Origin of the sequence: Shinella yambaruensis (assembly GCF_050859155.1) — a bacterium.
Lineage (GTDB): Bacteria > Pseudomonadota > Alphaproteobacteria > Rhizobiales > Rhizobiaceae > Shinella > Shinella yambaruensis.
The window spans coordinates 2,589,211-2,609,165 of the sequence record NZ_CP150638.1; the positions used below are offsets into that span (position 1 = coordinate 2,589,211).

18 protein-coding genes and 1 riboswitch are annotated in these 19,955 nt (G+C 65.0%); of the genes, 9 read left to right on the forward strand and 9 right to left on the reverse strand.

What is annotated here, in order from left to right; all coding sequences use genetic code 11:
* Nucleotides 1–184: 184 nt before the first annotated feature.
* The 8 genes from WMC41_RS12775 to WMC41_RS12810 form a co-directional block, all read right to left on the reverse strand.
* Complete coding sequence (locus tag WMC41_RS12775; RefSeq protein ID WP_288079907.1) at nucleotides 185–901, reverse strand: ParA family protein; 717 nt, start codon at nucleotides 899–901, stop codon at nucleotides 185–187.
* Nucleotides 902–1,121: 220 nt separating this feature from the next.
* Nucleotides 1,122–2,267 carry an iron-containing alcohol dehydrogenase gene (locus WMC41_RS12780; RefSeq protein WP_272805880.1) on the reverse strand — a complete coding sequence of 382 codons (1,146 nt, stop codon included), beginning with the start codon at nucleotides 2,265–2,267 and terminating at the stop codon, nucleotides 1,122–1,124.
* A gap of 5 nt (nucleotides 2,268–2,272) precedes the next feature.
* Nucleotides 2,273–3,652, reverse strand: a complete 1,380-nt coding sequence (locus WMC41_RS12785) for an aldehyde dehydrogenase family protein (protein ID WP_244766820.1) — start codon at nucleotides 3,650–3,652, stop codon at nucleotides 2,273–2,275.
* A gap of 176 nt (nucleotides 3,653–3,828) precedes the next feature.
* Complete coding sequence (locus tag WMC41_RS12790) at nucleotides 3,829–5,193, reverse strand: glutamine synthetase family protein (protein WP_432348332.1); 1,365 nt, start codon at nucleotides 5,191–5,193, stop codon at nucleotides 3,829–3,831.
* A gap of 80 nt (nucleotides 5,194–5,273) precedes the next feature.
* On the reverse strand, nucleotides 5,274–6,329 hold the full coding sequence (locus tag WMC41_RS12795) for a TRAP transporter substrate-binding protein (RefSeq protein WP_244766822.1): 1,056 nt from the start codon (nucleotides 6,327–6,329) through the stop codon (nucleotides 5,274–5,276).
* A 131-nt stretch (nucleotides 6,330–6,460) separates the two neighbouring features.
* Nucleotides 6,461–7,783: a TRAP transporter large permease gene (locus WMC41_RS12800; RefSeq protein ID WP_432343673.1), complete on the reverse strand. Its 1,323-nt coding sequence runs from the start codon at nucleotides 7,781–7,783 to the stop codon at nucleotides 6,461–6,463.
* On the reverse strand, nucleotides 7,780–8,289 hold the full coding sequence (locus WMC41_RS12805) for a TRAP transporter small permease subunit (RefSeq protein WP_244766824.1): 510 nt from the start codon (nucleotides 8,287–8,289) through the stop codon (nucleotides 7,780–7,782). Before WMC41_RS12805 ends, WMC41_RS12800 begins: the two co-directional genes overlap by 4 nt.
* Nucleotides 8,290–8,422: 133 nt before the next feature.
* Nucleotides 8,423–9,187 (reverse strand): N-formylglutamate amidohydrolase, encoded by a 765-nt coding sequence (locus WMC41_RS12810; protein WP_432348333.1) that lies wholly within the window; start codon nucleotides 9,185–9,187, stop codon nucleotides 8,423–8,425.
* A gap of 189 nt (nucleotides 9,188–9,376) precedes the next feature.
* Between WMC41_RS12810 and WMC41_RS12815 the strand changes: the two genes are divergently transcribed.
* From WMC41_RS12815 to WMC41_RS12845, 7 genes are all read left to right on the forward strand, one after another.
* Complete coding sequence (locus WMC41_RS12815) at nucleotides 9,377–10,255, forward strand: MurR/RpiR family transcriptional regulator (RefSeq protein ID WP_398431877.1); 879 nt, start codon at nucleotides 9,377–9,379, stop codon at nucleotides 10,253–10,255.
* Nucleotides 10,256–10,355: 100 nt separating this feature from the next.
* Nucleotides 10,356–11,462 carry an ABC transporter substrate-binding protein gene (locus WMC41_RS12820; protein WP_244766826.1) on the forward strand — a complete coding sequence of 369 codons (1,107 nt, stop codon included), beginning with the start codon at nucleotides 10,356–10,358 and terminating at the stop codon, nucleotides 11,460–11,462.
* Nucleotides 11,463–11,545: 83 nt separating this feature from the next.
* A complete protein-coding gene (locus WMC41_RS12825) occupies nucleotides 11,546–12,436 on the forward strand; it encodes an ABC transporter permease (protein ID WP_244766827.1) in 891 nt (296 codons plus the stop codon).
* Nucleotides 12,433–13,215, forward strand: coding sequence for an ABC transporter permease (locus WMC41_RS12830; protein WP_244766828.1), 783 nt, complete (start codon nucleotides 12,433–12,435; stop codon nucleotides 13,213–13,215). The genes WMC41_RS12825 and WMC41_RS12830 overlap by 4 nt, the downstream gene beginning before the upstream one ends.
* Before the next feature lie 9 nt (nucleotides 13,216–13,224).
* Nucleotides 13,225–14,286 carry an ABC transporter ATP-binding protein gene (locus WMC41_RS12835; protein ID WP_244766829.1) on the forward strand — a complete coding sequence of 354 codons (1,062 nt, stop codon included), beginning with the start codon at nucleotides 13,225–13,227 and terminating at the stop codon, nucleotides 14,284–14,286.
* A gap of 124 nt (nucleotides 14,287–14,410) precedes the next feature.
* Nucleotides 14,411–14,560, forward strand: a riboswitch (FMN riboswitch).
* 65 nt (nucleotides 14,561–14,625) lie between these two features.
* Entirely contained in the window at nucleotides 14,626–15,129 is a 504-nt protein-coding gene (locus tag WMC41_RS12840; RefSeq protein WP_432343680.1) for a 6,7-dimethyl-8-ribityllumazine synthase, read from the forward strand.
* Nucleotides 15,130–15,446: 317 nt separating this feature from the next.
* Nucleotides 15,447–16,373, forward strand: a complete 927-nt coding sequence (locus tag WMC41_RS12845; protein WP_432343682.1) for an IS110 family transposase — start codon at nucleotides 15,447–15,449, stop codon at nucleotides 16,371–16,373.
* A 127-nt stretch (nucleotides 16,374–16,500) separates the two neighbouring features.
* Here WMC41_RS12845 and WMC41_RS12850 read toward each other — a convergent pair whose 3' ends face one another.
* Nucleotides 16,501–17,298 (reverse strand): helix-turn-helix transcriptional regulator, encoded by a 798-nt coding sequence (locus WMC41_RS12850; protein ID WP_432343685.1) that lies wholly within the window; start codon nucleotides 17,296–17,298, stop codon nucleotides 16,501–16,503.
* A 195-nt stretch (nucleotides 17,299–17,493) separates the two neighbouring features.
* Here WMC41_RS12850 and WMC41_RS12855 point away from each other — a divergent pair, with 195 nt between their 5' ends.
* Both WMC41_RS12855 and WMC41_RS12860 read left to right on the forward strand, forming a co-directional pair.
* Nucleotides 17,494–18,573, forward strand: coding sequence for an ABC transporter ATP-binding protein (locus tag WMC41_RS12855; protein WP_432343688.1), 1,080 nt, complete (start codon nucleotides 17,494–17,496; stop codon nucleotides 18,571–18,573).
* A 30-nt stretch (nucleotides 18,574–18,603) separates the two neighbouring features.
* A complete protein-coding gene (locus WMC41_RS12860) occupies nucleotides 18,604–19,767 on the forward strand; it encodes a polyamine ABC transporter substrate-binding protein (RefSeq protein WP_432343691.1) in 1,164 nt (387 codons plus the stop codon).
* Nucleotides 19,768–19,955 lie beyond the last annotated feature (188 nt).

Sequence of the window (19,955 nt, forward strand, 5' to 3'; positions counted from 1 at the left end):
ACCACGTCTTGCCCGTAACCCTTCATGGGTCCCCGCGGCGGCGCATTGCCGGCGAGGTCGCTTTCTAACGCGATATCATTAGGTTAAGCGTGGTAAATTGTTCATTACCGACATGGCGTTGCGGCGCGAAAAACGGCTGCGCCCTTTGTCGCAGCCGTTCTTGTCAATCGTCAATCCGGAAGGCTCAGGCTGCCCGCTGCAGCGTGCGGAAGAAACCGCGTTCGGTGGCGATGCGCTTGCGCACCGGCAGGAGGCGCAGGACCTCGTCGGCAAAAAGGCGCGCATTCTCACAGGCCTTGTCGAGATTGCTCACCCTGGCCGCATCCATCGTATAGAGCGTGCCGCCGCAATCGAAGATGTCGCGGAAGGCGGTGCGCTCACCGATCGGCGTGTCGAGCACGGCAACGCCGCGGGCGGCGAGCAACGCCTTGATGGCGCTCATCGCGCGGGTCGTCACCAGCGAATTCATGCGGGTGAGCACGACCGAATGGTTGATGCGGATGCCCGCCTTCTCGTCGAGCTGCTTCAGGAGTTCGAGGATATGCGCCGCCCCCCGCGCATCCATGGCACAGCCCTGCACCGGGATCATCACATGGTCGGACAGGCCGATGGCGGTGGCGACCAGCGCGTCGCGCGCGCCGGCGAGGTCGATGATGAAATAGTCGGTCGTATCGCGGTTCTCCCGGATATGGCACTGGATGGAAGCCATGGTGACTTCCGAGATGACGGCGATGTTGCGCTGGCGGCCGGAAACCTCGTGCCAGTGGCTGATCCAGCGCTGCGGGTCCGCATCGAGGATGGTGATGCGATGGCCCCGGCTTGCAAGCTCGGTGGCAAGGATCAGCGCCGCAGTGGTCTTGCCCGCGCCACCCTTGGCATTGGCAAATGTGATGACTGGCATGTCTTTCCTCATGAATGCTGCGAGCTTTCTCATCGCTCTCGTCAGGCGGCCCGGTGAGAATGGCGCCCGCTTGCTCAAACCTTTCAAAACATGGTTAACGAAATGGAAACATGCGCATGGCGAAGATTAACGAGAACGGCGCCGGACTTTCGCCTTCTCAGGCAAAAGGCCCGGAAAACCGTGGTTTTCCGGGCCCCTGTCATTTGTTAACGGCAAGAATTCAGATGCACTCGACGAAGAGGCGCTTGGCCGCGTCCAGCGTCAGCTCCACCGGGTTGCCGCCGGCCGTCGGATCGACGATCGCCATGGCGGCCATCTCGTCGATCCGGTCCGTGCCGACGCCGAGCGCCGACAGCTTGTCCGGCACGCCGAGCTCCTCGCGCAGGCGCAGCACATAGTCGAAGAAACCGTCGAAGCCGCCGGATATGCCGAGATAGGCGGCGGCGCTGGCGATCTTCGCCTCGATGGCCGGGCGGTTGAAGGTCAGGACCGGCGGCATGACGACGGCATTGGTCATGCCGTGGTGTGTGTTGTAGATGGCGCCGACCGGATGCGACAGCGAATGGATCGCGCCTAGGCCCTTCTGGAAGGCGACGGCGCCCATGGCGGCCGCCGACATCATGTTGGCACGGGCCTCGATATCGGTCCCGTCCTTGTAGGCGCGCGGCAGGAATTCCTTGACGAGGCGCATGCCCTCCAGCGCGATGCCCTGGCTCATCGGGTGGTAGAACGGCGACGAATAGGCTTCGAGGCAATGGGCGAAGGCGTCCATGCCAGTGCCCGAGGTGATGACCTTCGGCATGCCCACCGTCAGCTCCGGATCGCAGATCGTCACCGAGGGCAGGAACTTCGGATGGAAGATCACCTTCTTGGTGTGCGTCTCGGAATTGGTGATGACAGAGGCGCGGCCGACTTCCGAGCCGGTGCCGGCCGTCGTCGGCACGGCGACGATCGGCGCGATGCCGTCGGAATTGGCGCGGGTCCACCAGTCGCCGATATCCTCGAAATCCCAGACCGGCCGCGTCTGGCCGGACATGAAGGCGACGGCCTTGCCGAGGTCGAGGCCGGAGCCGCCGCCGAAGGCGACGACCCCGTCATGGCCGCCGTCGCGGAACGCCTTGACGCCGGCTTCGAGGTTCCTGTCGGTCGGGTTCGGATCGACCTCGGCGAACATCGCCCGGCCGAGGCCGGCGGCGTCGAGAATGTCGAGCGCTTCCTTCGTGATCGCCATGGTCGAAAGGCCGCGGTCGGTGACGAGCAGCGGCTTCTTCATGCCCACGGCCTTGCAGTGGTCGGCGAGTTCCTTGATGCGGCCGGCCCCGAACTTGATCGCGGTCGGGTAGCTCCAGTTGGCGGTGATGGTCATGCTCTTCAAGCTTTCCTGAAATGGTAGGATTTCGGTCTCGTGAGGTTGTGGAAGCCGATGACGGAGAGCGAGCCGCCGCGGCCCGTTTCCTTGACGCCGGTCCAGCAGAGCGCCGGGTCGAGATAGTCGGCACGGTTCATGAAGACGGTGCCGGTCTCAAGGTCCCGGGCGATGTTTGCGGCGCGATCGGCGTCCTTCGTCCAGAGCGAGACGGTGAGGCCATACTTGCAGTCGTTCATCAGGGCGAGCGCTTCTTCATCGCTCTTGACCTTCATGATGCCAACGGCCGGGCCGAACGTCTCTTCCGTCATGAATTCCATCGAATGGTCGACATCGACGAGGATCTGCGGGGCGACATACGCGCCGCCGTCATCGGCCGGGAAGAGTTTTGGATCGACCAGAGCCTTCGCGCCCTTCGCGACCGCATCGGCGATCTGCGAGCGCACGGTGGCGGCGAAGCGCTTGTGCGCCATCGGGCCGAGGGTGGTTTCCGGATCGAGCGGGTTGCCGAGCTTGTAATTGGACACCCAGGCGACGGATTTTTCCACGAAGGCGTCGTAGAGCTTCTCGTTGACGTAGATGCGCTCGATGCCGCAGCAGCACTGGCCGGAATTGTAGGTCGCGCCGTCCATCAGCGTGTCGACGGCGGCGTCGAGGTCGGCGTCTTCCATGACGTAACCCGGATCCTTGCCGCCGAGTTCGAGGCCGACCGGCGTGAAGGTGCCGGCCGCCGCGCGCTCGATCGACCGGCCGCCTTCGACCGAACCGGTGAAGTTGACGAAGTCGAACGCATTGCCGGCGATCAGCGCCGATGTCGTGTCATGGTCGAGGAAGACGTTCTGGAAGACATCCTCCGGCACGCCCGCCTCGTTGAAGGCGCGCACCAGCCGTTCGCCGACGAGCAGCGTCTGGGCGGCGTGCTTGATGATGACGACATTGCCGGCCATCAGCGCCGGCGCGACCGTGTTGATCGCGGTCATGTAGGGATAGTTCCACGGCGCGATGACGAAGACGACGCCATGCGGCTCGCGCTCGATGCGGCGCTCGAAACGCTCGCTGTTCTCGATGACGATCGGCGCCAGCGAGGAGCCGGCGATCTCGGCGACATAGTTGGAGCGCTCGTTGAAGCCCTTGAATTCGCCGCCGTAGCGGACCGGGCGGCCCATCTGCCAGGCGATTTCCGGCACGATCTCGTCGGCCATCTCGTTGACGCGGGCAACGCCCTTGAGGACGAGCTGGACGCGCTCTTCGAGCGGGCGCCTGGCCCAGGCCTTCTGCGCCTTCTTCGCGCGGGCGACAGCCTCTTGCGCGGCCGCCAGCGGCATCGCCTCGCGCTCGGCATAGACCGAGCCGTCGACGGGGGATATGCATTTGATCACAGTCATGATCGACTTCCTGTTGGTTCTATTCGGAATTTCAGTTCTGGCGCAGATGCCGCCCCTCATCCGCCTGCCGGCACCTTCTCCCCGCAAGCGGGGAGAAGGAATTTGCCGCGCCGTCTCGTCTCCCTCGCCCCGCTTGCGGGGAGAGGGCGGGGTGAGGGGCAAATCTGCACACGCTTCTACGCCCTCTCGAAGCCGCGCGCCACCTCCCAGTCGGTGATGCGGCGGTCGTATTCTTCCTGCTCCCATTCGGCCGCGCGCACGTAGTGGTCGACGACGTCGTCGCCGAAGGCCTCGCGCAGCATGTCGGATTCCTTCAGCGCGGCGGCCGCGCCGCGCAGGGTCTTGGGGATCTCGCGGATGTCCTTGCCGCCATAGGCGTCGCCCTCGAAGGGTGCCTCCAGCTCCAGTTTCTGCTCGATGCCCGCCATGCCGGCCGCCAGCAGCGCCGCCATGGCGAGATAGGGGTTGAGGTCCGATCCGCCGACGCGGCATTCGATGCGGATGCCCTTGGTGCCCTCGCCGCACAGGCGATAGCCGGCGGTGCGGTTGTCCTTGCTCCAGATCGCCTTGGTCGGCGCGAAGGTGCCGGCAACGAAGCGCTTGTAGGAATTGATGTAGGGCGCGAGGAAATAGGTGATCTCGCTGGCATGGGCGAGCAGGCCCGCCACATACATGCGCATCAGCTCCGACATGCCGTACTTGCCGTCCTTGTCGAAGAACTTCGGCTCCTTGCCGTCGAGGCTCCACAGCGACTGGTGGATGTGCGAGGAGGAACCGGCCAGGTTGTAGTTCCACTTGGCGAGGAAGGTGACGGCCTTGCCGCGCTGCCAGGCGATCTCCTTGGTGGCGTTCTTGATGATCGAATGCCGGTCGGCCATGGTCAGCGCCTCGGCATACCGCACGTTGATCTCCTCCTGGCCGGGCGAGGCCTCGCCCTTGGAGTTCTCGACCGGAATGCCGGCGCCCTGCAGGCCGTTGCGCAGCGCCCGCATGACATCCTCTTCCTTGGTGGTCTGGAAGATATGGTAGTCCTCGTTGTAGCCGGAGGCCGTGCGCAGGTCGCGGTAGCCGCTCTCGCGCGCATCGTCGAAGGTCTGGTCGAACAGGTAGAATTCGAGCTCGCTCGCCATGAAGGGCTTCAGGCCCATGGCCTCCAGCCGCTTGACCTGCTTCTTCAGCACGGCGCGCGGCGAGTGCGGGACCTCGGCATGGGTGTGGTGGTCGAGCACGTCGCAGAGCACGAGCGCGGTGCCTTCGAGCCACGGCAACTTGCGCAGCGTCGCAAGGTCCGGCTTCATCGTGTAGTCGCCGTAGCCGGCGGCCCAGCTCGTCGACCGGTAGCCGGGAACGGTCTCCATCTCCATGTCGGTCGCCAGGAGGTAGTTGCAGCTGTGCGTCTCTTCATGAGCGCTGTCGATGAAATACTGCGCGTGGAAACGCTTGCCCATCAGGCGCCCCTGCATGTCGACGAGGCATGCCAGAACGGTATCGATGCGGCCCTCGGCCACATCCTTCTTCAGGTCGTCAAAACTATAGGTCATGGTCATCGGTGGCGGTCCTGGCGGTTGCTGCTTCATGCCGGACCGGGCCTTCCGGCCCGGCCCGAAGGGATTGGATGCGATCAGCCGTTGACGTAGGGCGGACCGGCCTTGTTGATGATGGCGTTGTAGTCCTCGAAGATCTTCACCACCTTGGCGGCCGTCTCGCTCTGGCCGGCGATCTCCTTCCAGAACACCTTGGCCGCATCTTCCACGACCTTCCACTCCTCGGCCGGAATGCTGGTGAGCTTCAGCTTCGTGCCTTCGGCGCGCAGCTTCGCCTCGCCGCCCCAGTACCACTGGTCGCGGTAGTTGTTTCCGGCCTCGATCGCCGTCAGGACCAGCTTCTTCAGGTGGTCCGGCAGTTCCGCCCACTTCTGCTCGTTGACGAAGAAGGAGCCGATCCAGGCGCCCGAGATGTTGTTGGTCAGGAAGTGGTCCGTCACGTCGGCCCAGCCGACCGTGTAGTCCTCGGTGATGCCCGACCAGGCCATGCCGTCGAGCTCGCCGGTCTGCACGGCGACCTGTGCGTCTTCATAGGGGATCGTCACCGGCACGACGCCGAACTGGCTGAGGAAGCGGCCGGCCGTCGGGAAGGTATAGAGGCGCAGGCCCTCGAGGTCCTTGACGGAGGTGATCGCCTTCTTGGTGTTGAAGTGGCAGGGGTCCTGGCCCGAGGAGGAGAGCCAGACGACGCCGCCGACCTTCTCGTAGGACGACTTCCAGATGTCGGCGAGGCCGTATTGCTTGAAGAGCACCGGCACGTCGAGGATCTGCTTGGTGGCGAGCGGGAAGTAGCCGCCGAAGGTGGCGACGTCCGCCGGGGACGCCATGGAATCGTCGTCCGAATGCACGGCATCGATCGTGCCGGCCTGAAGCGCGCGGAACAGTTCGCCCGTCGGCACGATCTGGTCGGCGAAGTAGAGCTCGATCTCCAGCTCGCCCTTGGCGGCGGCGTTGATCGCGTCGATGATCGGCTTGGTGACGTGCTCGCCGAGCGCGGCGCCCGCATAGGTCTGGAAACGCCACTTGATGGCGGTCTGCGCCTTCACGATGGCGGGGGCGGAAAGCGTGGCGGCGCCGGCCGCGCCGATCGTGACTGCCCCGGCCCGTGTCAGAAATTGCCGTCTGTTGGTCATATCTCTATCCCTCTGGTTAAACGTCTCGGTTTTGCCGGGAACGGCCGTTCATCCCGGTCGGTCAATCGTCTTTTCTTCTCTCGGCCTCATTCTCCCTTGCAGGCCGGCGGCTGCCGCCGCCGGCGAACCGGTCATTTGGCGTAGTAGTTGTTCGGCAGCCACGTCGCGATCTCCGGGAACACGCCGATGATGATCAGGCTCGCCAGCATGATGCCGACGAAGGGCCAGATCGAGCGGTAGATGTCCCGCATGCCGATCTCGGGCGGCGCCATCGCCCGCATCATGAACAGGTTGTAGCCGAAGGGCGGGGTGATGTAGGCGATCTGGCAGGTGATCGTGTAGAGCACGCCGTACCACACGAGGTCGAAGCCGAGCTTCTGCACCAGCGGGATGTAGAGCGGCGCCACGATGACGAGCATGGCCGTGTCGTCGAGGAACATGCCCATGACGAGGAACGAGACCTGCATCAGCACGAGAACCTGCCAGGGTTCCAGGCCAAGGTCGCCGAGGAAGAAGCGCTCGATCGACTTGACCGCGCCGAGACCGTCGAAGACGGCGCCGAAGCAGAGCGAGGCGATCAGGATCCACATGAACATGCAGGTGATGCCGAGCGTCTTCTGCAGGACGTCGTTCCACAGGCGCACGCTGAGCCGCCCGCGCCACCAGGCGACCAGCGCCGAGCAGATGGCGCCGACGGCGGAGCTTTCCACCAAGCTCGAAATGCCGCTGAGGAACAGCCACATCATCAGCGCGAAGATGCCGAGCGGCACGATGCCGGCAGACAGGAGCGCCACTTTCTCGCGGAAAGGCACGTTGCGTTCCGACGGCGGCAGGGCGGGGCCGAGCGCCGGGTTCACGCGGCAGCGCACATAGACGTAGATCGCCATCAGCGCCGCCATCATCAGGCCCGGCAGCACGCCGGCGAGCCAGAGCTGGCCGACCGGCACGCGGGCGATCATGCCGTAGAGCACGAGCACGACGCTCGGCGGCAGGAGGATGCCGAGCGTCGAACCGCCCTGCACGACGCCCGTCATCATGACCTTGTCGTAGCCGCGGCGCAGCAGCTCCGGCAGCGCGATGGTGGCGCCGATCGCCATGCCGGCGACCGAAAGGCCGTTCATGGCGGAGATGACGACCATGAGGCCGACCGTGCCGAGCGCCAGGCCGCCGTTGATCGGCCCCATCCAGACGTGGATCGCCTTGTACATGTCCTCGGCGATGCCCGATTCCGACAGCATGTAGCCCATGAAGACGAACATCGGCACCGTCAGCATCGGATACCATTTGACGAGCTTCATGGCCGAGGCGAAGCCCATTTCCGAGCCGCCGGTGCCCCACAGCAGATACGCCGCGACGACGCCGACGAAACCGATGACGGCAAAGACCCGCTGCCCCGTGAGCAGCAGCACCATCATGCCGGCGAACATCGTGATTGCGATGAATTCGTAGCTCATGCGATAGGCCTTCCCCGCAACTCGGCGATATCCTTGAAGAGCGAAGCGGTGGCCTGCGCGAGCATCATCACGACACCGAAGGTCATGACGATCTTGATCGGCGCCATGTAGGGCGCCCAGGCGGTAAAACTCTTTTCCTTGAACTGGATGGCATAGGTCGTGCTGGTGATGCCGCCATAGAGCATGAAGCCGAGGAAGACGATCAGCGCGATCGCCGTGACGGTGTCGAAGGCCGCCCGCTTCTTCGCCGACCAGGTGCCGTAGAACAGGTCCATCCGCACATGGTCGCCGGTCTGCATGGCGAAGGCGCCGCCGAGCATGTAGTAGGCCGCCATGGTGAACTGCGCCGATTCCAGCGTCCAGTTCGCCGGCAGGTGGAAGGCCTTCGAGACGGAGGAATACAGCAGAATCGCGAACATCGCGAAGATCAGGTACATCGCGAAAAGGCCGACACGCCGGTTGAACGTGTCGACAAAGCGAACATAGGTCTTGATGAAATCAGGCATGGCCCCTGCCCCCGTTCCGGACGACGGCAATCTCAGTCGGGCCGGGCCTCCGATATGACAAAGCAAGCATCCGCTTGGCCTCTCCTGTTTGTGTTCTTCTCCGTCTCCACGGATGTCGTTCCCCGGGTCTTTGTTATTGGATTGCGGGAAGGCTCTTTTCGAGCAGTCCCGCCAGATATTCGGCCACGACCCTTTGGCCGGCTTCGTCCTTCACGAGGTCGTTGCGGACCTCGATCATCACATTGGCAAGGCCGTTGGCAAGGCCGTGCTCCCTCAGCGTATGCGTCACCCCGTCCTCCGGTCCATACGGTTCGTTGCGGCGGATGTCGAAGGGTCCGGCGCTGCCGGCCGCCGCCAGCATGGCATCGGCAAGGCGCGTGTCGGCATCGTGCAGGATGCCGATCTCGACGGCGCGCGGCTTGCCGAAATAGACCGGCGTGAAACTGTGCATGGTGACGATGACCGGCGCCCTGCCCTCAGCGATCCGGCTCTTCACAAGGCCGGACAGCCTGTCGCGGAACGGCAGGTAGAGCGCTTGCGTGCGGGCATCGCGCGCCGCCTGGTCGAGCCCGGCATTGCCCGGAACGGCGAAGACCTCGCTCTTTTCCGGCATGGCGGCCGGGGATTCCGGCGGACGGTTGCAATCGTAGACAAGGCGGGAGAACCGCTGGAAAACCAGTGTCGCGTCAAGGCTTTGCGCCATGAGGCGCGAGACGGCGAGCGCGCCCGGATCCCAGGCGATATGGCTTTCAAGCGCTTCCTCGGTGAGGCCGAGCGTGCCGAGCGCCTTCGGCAGCAGCCGGGATGCATGCTCGCAGACCAGGACGACCGGACCGCGGGCAACACCATTCTCCAGGGCGACGGGGTCGCCCTCCTCTCCAGTCAGAATTCCCATCAGCCTGATCCCCTCGACCGGCTCTTATCGTTTATGAAGAGAATTCTTCACAGCCTTGCCGCTGTCAACGGGGTAGTGAAAAAATCTCTTCAAAAAAACATTTGACTCGAATTGTGACAGCGATGTTTAATTTCCCGAACTCCGGCGAAGACCGGAGCGCAGGGGAACAATTTGACACTCAACCAAGCATCCATGACGGTGTCGGATGTGATCAGTGCCCATTTCGACGCGTTGACGCGCGCCGAAAAGCAGCTGGCCACGTCATTGCTCGACAACTATCCCGTCTCCGGCCTCGGCAGCATCACGACGGTGGCGGAAAACGCCGGCGTGTCGACGCCGACGGTCGCCCGCATGGTGCAGAAGCTGGGATTTCGCGGCTTCCCGGATTTCCAGGCCCGCCTGCACCATGAGCTGGAAGCCACCCTGTCGAGCCCGATCAGCAAGCACGACCGCTGGGCGGCCAGGGCGCCCGGCACGCATATCCTCAACCGCTTCGCCGACGCGATCATGACCAACCTGCGCCAGACGCTCTCGCAGGTGGAGACCGCCGATTTCGACAGCGCCAGCGCCCTCCTCGCCGACCGCCAGCGCAGCATCTACATCATCGGCGGGCGCATCACGAAGGCGCTGGCCGACTACCTCTTCACCCATCTCCAGGTCATCCGCCCGAACGTCACGCAGATCGCCGCCAATCCCAGCTCCTGGCCGCACTACGTCCTGAACATGAAGGCCGGCGACGTGCTCGTGATCTTCGATATCCGCCGCTACGAGCAGGAGATGGAGACGCTCGGCCGCGTCGCCCGCGAGCGCGGCGTCGAGATCGTGCTGTTCACCGACCAGTGGGCCTCGCCCGTCGCCAAGGTCGCGGCGAAGGTCTTTCGCGTGCATATCGAGGCGCCGTCGGCCTGGGACTCGTCCGTCGTGACGCTGTTCATCGTGGAGGCGCTGATCGAAGCCGTCCAGAGTTCGGGCTGGGAGGAAACCAGCGGCCGAATGAAGACGCTGGAGGGCCTCTTCGAGGCCAGCCGGCTGTTTCGCAAACCAAAACCGGAGGTTCCCGGAAAGCCCTGATCGACATCCGAAAAAAACGAAATAAAACTGTCACATAAGCTTCATCTGCCGCCAGTATCAGCTTCGCCGAAGTTGACTGACTCACAAAAGGAGAACACCCGTGATGTCACATACGAAACGTCTGCTTTCGCTCTCCACCGCGCTGGCGATCGCCGTTCCCTCGCTCGCCTTCGCCGAGCCGAGCGCCGAACTCATCGAGGCCGCCAAGAAGGAAGGCATGCTGACGACGATCGCGCTGCCGCACGACTGGTGCGGCTATGGCGAGGTCATCGCCTCCTTCAAGGCCAAGTACCCGGAAATCCAGGTCAACGAACTGAACCCGGATGCCGGCTCGGCCGACGAGATCGAAGCCATCAAGGCCAACAAGGACAACAAGGGCCCGCAGTCGCCCGACGTGATCGACGTCGGCCTGTCCTTCGGTCCGTCGGCAAAGGCCGAAGGCCTGCTGCAGCCCTACAAGGTCTCCACCTGGGACGAGATCCCGGACACCATCAAGGATCCGGAAGGCTACTGGTACGGCGACTACTACGGCGTGATGTCCTTCTTCGTGAACAAGGACCTCGTCGAGAACACGCCGAAGGACTGGGCCGACCTGCTGAAGCCGGAATATTCCGGACAGGTCGCGCTTGCCGGCGATCCGCGCGCCTCCAACCAGGCCATCCTCGGCGTTCTGGCCGCCGGCCTCGGCAAGGATGCGAAGGCCGGCAAGGAAGCCGGCGAAGCGGGCCTTGCCTATTTTGCCGAAATGAACAAGGCCGGCAACTTCGTTCCGGTCATCGGCAAGTCCGGCACGCTGGCGCAGGGCTCCACCCCGATCATCATCGCCTGGGACTACAACGCGCTCGGCTGGGCCAAGACCCTCAACGGCAACCCGCCGACGGAAGTCGTCGTTCCGGAAAAGGGCGTCCTTGCCGGCGTCTACGTCCAGGCGATCTCGGCCTATGCGCCGCATCCGAACGCCGCCAAGCTGTGGATGGAGCACCTCTATTCCGACGAGGGCCAGCTCGGCTGGCTGAAGGGCTATTGCCATCCGGCACGCTTCAACGCCATGGTCAAGGCCGGCAAGATCCCGCAGGACCTGATCGACGCGCTGCCGCCGGCCGAATCCTATGAGAAGGCCTACTTCCCGACGCTCGAGGAAGTGGACGCCAACAACGCCGCCGTGACCGGCGCCTGGGACTCGGTCGTCGGCGCGAACGTGCAGTAACGACAGCATCCCCGTCGCCCCGGCCCGTCGCCGGGGCGACGATTGCGGTATGCCAATGACGGCAACCCCATGAGGCCAACTTAATGTCATCAGACAGCTCAGCAGCACCGCCCCCCGCGCGGGCGCCCTTCCGCCTCCCGCTGCACTGGCTCGGCGCGGCGCCGTTCGCGATCTTCGTCCTGTTGTTCCTGATCATGCCGACGATGCGCATCGTCGTCGGCGCCTTCCAGACGCCGGACGGAAGCTTCACGCTCGACAATATCCGGGGCCTGTTCACCACCTCCATCCTCTCGGCCTACTGGATATCGATCAAGATCTCCATCGCCTCCGCCCTGCTCGGCTGCCTGATCGGCTTTTCCGTCGCATCCGCCGTGGTGCTCGGCGGCCTGCCGAAATGGATCCGCGGCCCGCTCCTGACCTTTTCCGGCGTCGCCTCCAACTTCGCCGGCGTGCCGCTCGCCTTCGCCTTCCTTGCGACACTCGGCCCGGTCGGCCTCATCACGGTGTTCCTGAAGTCCCAGCTCGGCATCGACCTGCGCGCGCTCGGCTTCAACATCCTGTCCTTCTGGGGCCTGACGATCACCTATCTGTTCTTCCAGATTCCGCTGATGATCCTCATCATCACACCCGCGCTCGACGGCCTGAAGCGCGAATGGCGGGAAGCCGCGCAGATCCTCGGCGCCACGAACGCGCAGTACTGGCGCATGGTCGCCTTCCCGATCCTGCTGCCCTCCTTCCTCGGCACCCTGGCGCTGCTCTTCGCGAACGCCTTCGGGGCCGTCGCCACCGCCATCGCCCTCACCGGTTCCTCGCTCTCCATCGTGCCGATCCTGCTCTTCGCGCAGATCCGCGGCGACGTCTTGGGCAACCCGCATCTCGGCTATGCGCTCGCCTTCGGCATGATCGTCGTGACGGGCATCGCCAACACGATCTACATCTGGCTGCGCGCCCGCAGCGAAAGGTGGCTGAAATGAGAAAGTTCTGGGCCTGGGGCGCCCTCATCTTCGGAATGCTCTATTTCATCCTGCCGCTGCTCGGCATGACCAACTTCTCCCTGAAGATGCGCCGCGGCGTCTATTCGCTGGATGCCTATGCCGTCGTGCTCGGCGATCCGCGCTTCCAGGCGACCTTCACCTATTCGATCCTGATGGCGCTCGCGACCATCGTCTTCGGCGTGCTGCTCGTCGTGCCGACCGCCTACTGGGTGCGGCTGAAGCTGCCGGGCCTTCGTCCCTATATCGAATTCGTCACGCTGCTGCCGCTGGTCATCCCGGCCATCGTCATCGTCTTCGGCTATATCCGGCTCTACAACACCTCGAGCTGGCTGCCGCTGACCGGCTCGATCACCGGCACGAACATCCTCCTGATGTTCGGCTATGCGACGCTGGCGCTGCCCTACATGTACCGCTCCGTCGATACGGGCCTGCGCTCGATCGACATCGCGACGCTGACGGAAGCGGCTCAGAGCCTCGGTGCCGGCTGGACGACGATCCTCGCCAGGATCATCCTGCCGAACGTGCTGGTCGCGGTGCTGTCGGGCGCGTTCCTCACCTTCGCCATCGTCATCGGCGAGTTCACCATGGCCGCCCTCCTCAACCGTCCGGCCTTCGGTCCCTACATGCAGCTGCTCGGCGCCAACCGCGCCTACGAGCCGGCCGCGCTTGCGGTCATGTCCTTCGCGCTGACCTGGGGCTGCCTCGGCCTGATCCAGCTTGTTTCCCGTTTCCAGAAGGGCGCGCAGAGCGCGACTTAAGGACTTTCCATGAGCTTTCTCACCCTCACCAGCCTTCAGAAGTCCTTCGGCCCCGTCCAGGTGGTCAAGGATTTCAACATGTCGATCGAAAAGGGCGAGTTCATCTCGTTCCTCGGCCCGTCGGGCTGCGGCAAGACCACGGTGCTGCGCATGATCGCCGGCTTCGAGACGCCCTCGGGCGGCGCGATCACCATCGACGGCAGGAGCCAGCAGAACCTGCGCCCCAACCAGCGCAATATCGGCATGGTGTTCCAGGCCTACGCCCTCTTCCCGAACATGAACGTTGCCGAAAACGTCGCCTTCGGCCTCAAGGTCGCCGGCCGGCCGAAGGCCGAGATCGACGCGCGCGTCAAGGAGATGCTCGGCCTCATCAAGCTCGACCATCTCGCCGACCGCTACCCCTACCAGATGTCCGGCGGCCAGCAGCAGCGCGTGGCGCTCGCCCGGGCGCTCGCGCCCAAGCCCCAGGTCCTCCTGCTCGACGAACCGCTCTCCGCCCTCGACGCCAAGATCCGCGTGTCGCTGCGCGAGGAAATCCGGCAGATTCAGCAGCAGCTCGGCATCACCACGGTCTTCGTCACCCACGACCAGGAAGAGGCCCTGTCGATCTCCGACCGCATCGTCGTGATGAACGCCGGCAAGGCGGACCAGATCGGCAAGCCCGCGGACATCTACAACCGTCCCGCTACCCGTTTCGTCGCCAACTTCGTCGGCACGCTGAACCTCATCGAGGCGAAGGTCGTCGATCCCGCCGCCAACCGCGTCTCGATCGGCGATCAGGGCGTGACGCTGCGCGAGCCGCTCGGCAATGCGAAGGCCGGCGACACCGTCTCGCTGGCGCTGCGCCCGGAAGCCGGCTCGACCGCCCCCGACGCCAGGGGCGACACGGCGCTGACGGGCGAGGTCGTCTCCTCGAACTTCCTCGGCTCGGTCATCCGCACCCGCATGAAGGTCGGCGACAGCATCATCTCCTTCGACATGTTCAACAGCCCCGGCCTCGTGCCGCCGACGGTCGGCGAGACGGTCACGCTGCGCTTCACGGCCGGCGATCTTCTGGTCATCCGCGACTGAGCGTGCCGGCACGGCCGCGAAGCGGTTTTCCAGGTTTCGGCCGCGCTTTGGAAAAATCTGTCGTGAATTGCGCCTTTTGCGTCGCCCGCGGATTTGATCTGCGGGCTTTCGCCGGCTAGTCTCCCATCGTTCTCAGGGCGGGGTGAAACTCCCCACCGGCGGTATCGGGCGTGAAAACCCGGAGCCCGCGAGCGCCTTGCCCCAAAGGCAAGGGTCAGCAGATCCGGTGCGATGCCGGAGCCGACGGTCACAGTCCGGATGGAAGAGAGCAAGCAGGAGCCACCCGCCCTCAGCGGCGGGGCCGCGTCCTGCGTGTTCGCCCAAGGGGACCGTTGCAAAATGGCTCAACCCTTGAAAGGCCTCGACATGAATGTGAATGCCACCCCCGCCGCCCGCATCGCCGTCATCCGTGCCCGCTGGCACGCCGGCATCGTCGACCAGGCGGTCCAGTCCTTCGTCGCCGAATGGACGGCGCTCGGCGGCCGCGCCGAAGAGGTCGACATCGTCGACGTGCCCGGCGCCCTCGAAATCCCGCTCCATGCCCAGCTTCTCGCCCGCACCGGCCGCTATTCCGCCATTCTCGGCGTCGCCCTCGTCGTCGACGGCGGCATCTACCGCCACGATTTCGTCGCCGGCACCGTGGTGGACGCCATCGTGCGCGTCGGCCTCGACACCGGCGTGCCGGTGCTCTCGGCCGTGCTGACGCCGCACAATTTCCAGGAATCGGACGCCCACATCGCCTTCTTCCGCGACCATTTCGTCATCAAGGGCAAGGAAGCCGCCAACGCCGCCCGCCAGATCATCGACGCGCGGGCGCAGGTCGCGCTGGCGACGGTCGCTTGAATCACGATTTGAAGACGCGGAATCGATCCGTCAGGATAGGCCCGCAAGCCTTTGAAAAGACTCGATGGAGCCCGGCAGCGATGCCGGGCTTCTTGCATGCCCCCGACCGCTAACCTTTCCGTCATCCTCGGGCTTGACCCGAGGATCCTGTGTGTTTGGTCTGATGTAAGATGGTTGCGGGAAGGAGGCCGAGAGGATCCAGGCCGCCGTTTGTGACGGCAGGCCGCGGCATGGCTTGGTCCCTTCCCGCTTCGCCCATCAACCTGAACAGTTGCACGGGGCTGTCGCCACAGACCCCGCACACAGGAGCAGGCGCCATGACGATACACCATACCTTCATCGGCTGCGACATCGGCAAGGACATGATCGACATCTTCGATCCGAAAACGGCCAGGTTCTGCCGCATCCCCAACGAGCAGACCGCGCTGTCCGCTTTTGCCCGTGGTCTCGACCCGGCCACCGACCTGGTCGTCTTCGAGGCGACAGGTCATTGCGACCGGCTGCTGCGCCTGTGTCTTTCGCAGGCCGGCATCGCCTTTGCCCGCGTCAACCCGAAGACGGCCCGGCGCTTTGCCGAAGCGCGGGGACGGCTGGCCAAGACCGACCGCATCGATGCCCGCTCGCTTTGCGAGATGGGAACCATGTTCGGCCTGACGGCCGAGGCGCCGCCTTGCCCGGTGCGCGAGCGGCTGGCGGCCCTTGCCCGCCGCCGGGACCAGCTCGTCGATGCCCGTGCAACCGAGCGCCGGCATCTTTGCGATGCCTTCGATCCCGCCGTCCGCGCCGACATCGAGGCCATGATCGCCATCCTCGGCGAGAGGATCGCCTCGATCCAGGCTGCGATCGACGAGCAGATGAAGAATGGACATCTCGCTCAGCAGGCGCACCGCCTTACCTCCGCGCCCGGCGTGGGCAAGGTGACAGCCTTGACCCTGCTGGCCCATATGCCCGAACTCGGCAGCCTTTCGCCCAAAACAGCCGCAAGCCTTGCCGGCCTTGCTCCCTTCAATGACGATTCCGGCAGGAGATCCGGCCGCCGCCGCATCAAGGGCGGCAGGCCACGGGTGCGAAAGGCCCTCTACATGGCGGCCCTCGGCGCCATCAAGGCCTCAGCGCGCCTGCGCGCCTTCCATCAGGCCGTCTCAGCCAGAACAGGCTCCGCAAAGGCCGGCATCATCGCCGTCGCGCGAAAGCTCATCACAATCCTCAATGCAATGCAGCGCGACAAAACCAACTTCGCTTGAACACAGTTGCCACAGCCGCTGGTGACCGTGTGTGCCGTGGCGCATGGATCCTCGGGTCAAGCCCGAGGATGACGGAGGAAGAAGGAGAGTGGTCCCGCCTTCGCTAACGACGCCCCTGTCGCCCCGCCTACCCCTGAAGGTTCTTCAGATAGATCGACAGCAGCTGGATCTGCGAGGAGATGCCGAGCTTGCGGTAGACGTTACGGCGATGGACCTTCACCGTGCCGGTGGAGATGTCGAGCTTCAGGCCGATCGATTCCGACGAGTGTCCCTGCAGGACGAGCTCGATGATCGAGGCCTCGCGGTCCGTCAGGTTCAGCTTGCGCCACACCCTGTCGGCCGCGCTCAAGGGCTCGCTCCGCCGCCCCTGCCCCTGGCCCGTCTCCGCGAAGCGCCCGGCAAGCCCGCTCCAGGCGCGCCGCACCACGGCGGCGACGAAGGGTTCTGCATCGCTGAGCAGGGCGAATTCCGGCGCGGGGAAGACGCCGGTCTTCTCGCGCCGCATCAGCGAGACCACCACCGTCACGCCGTCGTCCACCGGCACGAAGAAACCGATCTCCTCGGCAAGCCGGGTCTGCGAATAGTAGGTGCGGAAATATTCGCTGGAGAAGAACCGGTCCGGCGCCAGCTCCCGCATGCGGAAGACGCCGGCGCGGCCGGCCCGCGTCGTGCGGTAGAACGGATCAAGCAGGTAGGGTCCGGCCTGGTAGAGCGTCACGAAGACGTGGTGGTCGTCCGCATCGAAGGTGCTGAAGAGGTCGATCGGCCGCGCCTTCTCGTGATAGGCGAAGATGACGATGTCGTCGAAGCGCACCAGCGCCCGCATCATCGCAAGCAGGGTCTCTCCGGTCTGCCGGTCGGAGCTCTCCGGCGCGCCGGCCCAGTCGGCCAGGGTGCGAAAAAGTGCCGTGAAATCGACCCGCATGGCGCCGCTGCTCCCCCGATTTCCCCCGCGGCAGCCGGAATGGACTGCCGCCGGATATACTCCTTCCACAGCCGATTTACGGATAAAATACCTCTCTCGGGGTATATACCACCCATCGGCCGCTGACTAGCATCCCCTCGACGGTGGCCAAGGCGGCAGAGATCGCCAAGAGACCAACAACCGCAGGGAACAGACGTGACATCCGCCCCAACGAACGACATCGAGTTCCGTTCGGTGACCAAGCGCTATGGCGCGGTGACCGCGGTCTCCGACATCAATCTTTCCGTGCCGAAGGGTGCCTTCGTCGCGCTTCTCGGTCCGTCCGGCTGCGGCAAGACCACCTGTCTTCGCATGATCGGCGGCTTCGAGCAGCCGAGCGAGGGCGAGGTGCTGATCGCCGGAAAGGTCGCCAACGGCGTTCCGGCCTATCGCCGCCCGGTCAACATGGTCTTCCAGCACTATGCCCTCTTCCCGCATTTCGACGTGGAGAGGAACGTCGCCTACGGGCTGAGGCAGCTGCGCCCGAAGCTGCCGGCGGCGGAGATCGCCCGCCGTGTCGGCGAGGCGCTGGAGATGGTGCGCCTCACCGGTTTCGCCAGGCGCCGCATCCACGAAATGTCCGGCGGCCAGCAGCAGCGCGTGGCGCTCGCCCGCGCGCTCGTCAACAAGCCCTCCGTGCTGCTGCTCGACGAGCCGCTCGCCGCGCTCGACAAGAAGCTGCGCACCGCCATGCAGATCGAGTTGCAGACGCTGCAGCGCGATCTCGGCATCACCTTCGTGCTCGTCACGCACGACCAGGAGGAGGCGCTGTCGATGAGCGACCTCGTCTGCGTGATGAGCGCCGGCCGCATCCGCCAGCTCGCGACGCCGCAGGAGGTCTACGACCGGCCCGCCGATCTCTTCGTCGCCGATTTCGTCGGCAAGACGAACCGTTTTGCCGGCACGCTGGAAACCGGCGGCACCGTGCGCCTCGGCAATGGCGCGGCCCTGCCCGCAGCGCGCGCCGATCTTGCGCCGGGCGCGGTCACGGTCGCGCTTCGCCCGGAGGCGATCCGCCTTTCGCGCGGCGCGGCCGACGCGACCACGCTGGAAGGCACGGTCACGCATCGCATCTTCCTCGGCTCGGCCGCCGAATATTCCGTCGCCGTCGACGGGCTCGGCGACCTGCTCGTCACCGCCGAACGCCACAGCCAATCGCAAAACGACCTCGTCGCGCCGGGCGAACGGGTCGCCATAAGCTTCGATCCCGGCCAGACGCATATCTTTCCGGCCTGAGGGAAACAGGCCCAACAGGGGAACAGCATCATGTCGAAATGGTTCAGAGAGAATGCCCCGATCAGCGCTCGGGAACTGACGGACGAGTTCATGCGGCTGAAACGCGGCTCCGTCACGCGCCGCCACTTCCTCGCCGTCACCGGCCTCGGCCTTGCCGCCGCCGTGCTGGCGCGCCAGCCCGGCCTCTTCACCGGCGAGGCGCACGCGCAGGAAGACCTCGGCTCCGCCATGTCGCTCGCCACCTGGCCGAACTACCACGACCCGGCGACCTTCGAGGCCTTCACCGCCGCGACGGGCGTCGCCGTCGAGGTCAACGTCTTCGGCTCGAACGAGGAGATGCTGGCCAAGCTCCAGGCCGGCGGCACCGGCTGGGACCTCTTCGTGCCCACCAACTACACGATCTCCACCTATGCCGGCCTCGGCCTGATCGACCCGCTCGACCTTGCCAAGGTGCCGAACTTCGACCCCGGCACCCAGAACACCCGCTTCACCAACGAGGGCACGGTCGACGGCAAGGTCTATGCGCTGCCGAAGAACTGGGGCACGACGGGCATCGCCGTCAACGCCGACAAGGTGAAGTCGAAGGTGACGAGCTGGAAGGAGTTCTTCGAGGTCGCCATGACCGAGGCGGACGGCCGCGCCATGGTGCACGACTACCAGCTCACCACGATCGGCAACGCCCTCGTCTCGCTCGGCTTCTCCTTCAATTCGGTCAAGCCCGAGGAGCTGGCCAAGGCCGAGGAACTGCTGATCAGGGTCAAGCCGCATCTCTACGCCATCAACAGCGACTACCAGCCCTCCATGCGCGCCTCCGACGCCTGGATGACCATGTGCTGGACGAACGACGGCGCGCAGCTCAACCGCGACATCCCGGAAATCCAGTTCGCGCTCGGCTCCGACGGCGGCGAGATCTGGTCGGATTTCTACGCGGTGCCGACAAGCGCGGCCAACAAGCCGGCCGGCTACGCCCTGCTCAACTTCCTGATGGACCCGCAGAACGCGGTGAAGGAGCACATCGCCAACGGCGCGCCGACGACGGACAGCCGCGTGCTCTCGCTGCTGCCGGCCGAAATCACCGGCAACAGGATCGTCTATCCGGACGAGGCCGCGCTGACCCCGCTCGAATTCGGCGCCGCCGTGACGCTGACGGACCCGGCGCGGGCGGAACTGATGGCACGGTTCAAGTCGGCGTAGCCGCCTCGCCCCTCATCCGGCTGCCGCCACCTTCTCCCCGCAGGCGGGGCGAAGGGTATGCGGCGCCCGCATCAATCCCTTCGAGAGGGAACGGGGCGCAGCTACACATTTCCTTCTCCCCGCTTGCGGGGAGAAGGTGGCCGGCAGGCCGGATGAGGGGCGACCCTCGCATCTTGCAACAGGATCGA

Coding starts and splice junctions, on each gene's coding strand:
- WMC41_RS12835 (WP_244766829.1), top strand. CDS start 13,225: ATGAGCTTTCTCACCCTCACCAGCCTTCAGAAGTCCTTCGGCCCCGTC.
- WMC41_RS12840 (WP_432343680.1), top strand. CDS start 14,626: ATGGCTCAACCCTTGAAAGGCCTCGACATGAATGTGAATGCCACCCCC.
- WMC41_RS12780 (WP_272805880.1), bottom strand. CDS start 2,267: ATGACCATCACCGCCAACTGGAGCTACCCGACCGCGATCAAGTTCGGG.
- WMC41_RS12830 (WP_244766828.1), top strand. CDS start 12,433: ATGAGAAAGTTCTGGGCCTGGGGCGCCCTCATCTTCGGAATGCTCTAT.
- WMC41_RS12785 (WP_244766820.1), bottom strand. CDS start 3,652: ATGACTGTGATCAAATGCATATCCCCCGTCGACGGCTCGGTCTATGCC.
- WMC41_RS12800 (WP_432343673.1), bottom strand. CDS start 7,783: ATGAGCTACGAATTCATCGCAATCACGATGTTCGCCGGCATGATGGTG.
- WMC41_RS12790 (WP_432348332.1), bottom strand. CDS start 5,193: ATGACCTATAGTTTTGACGACCTGAAGAAGGATGTGGCCGAGGGCCGC.
- WMC41_RS12775 (WP_288079907.1), bottom strand. CDS start 901: ATGCCAGTCATCACATTTGCCAATGCCAAGGGTGGCGCGGGCAAGACC.
- WMC41_RS12845 (WP_432343682.1), top strand. CDS start 15,447: ATGACGATACACCATACCTTCATCGGCTGCGACATCGGCAAGGACATG.
- WMC41_RS12815 (WP_398431877.1), top strand. CDS start 9,377: ATGACGGTGTCGGATGTGATCAGTGCCCATTTCGACGCGTTGACGCGC.
- WMC41_RS12795 (WP_244766822.1), bottom strand. CDS start 6,329: ATGACCAACAGACGGCAATTTCTGACACGGGCCGGGGCAGTCACGATC.
- WMC41_RS12850 (WP_432343685.1), bottom strand. CDS start 17,298: ATGCGGGTCGATTTCACGGCACTTTTTCGCACCCTGGCCGACTGGGCC.
- WMC41_RS12825 (WP_244766827.1), top strand. CDS start 11,546: ATGTCATCAGACAGCTCAGCAGCACCGCCCCCCGCGCGGGCGCCCTTC.
- WMC41_RS12805 (WP_244766824.1), bottom strand. CDS start 8,289: ATGCCTGATTTCATCAAGACCTATGTTCGCTTTGTCGACACGTTCAAC.
- WMC41_RS12860 (WP_432343691.1), top strand. CDS start 18,604: ATGTCGAAATGGTTCAGAGAGAATGCCCCGATCAGCGCTCGGGAACTG.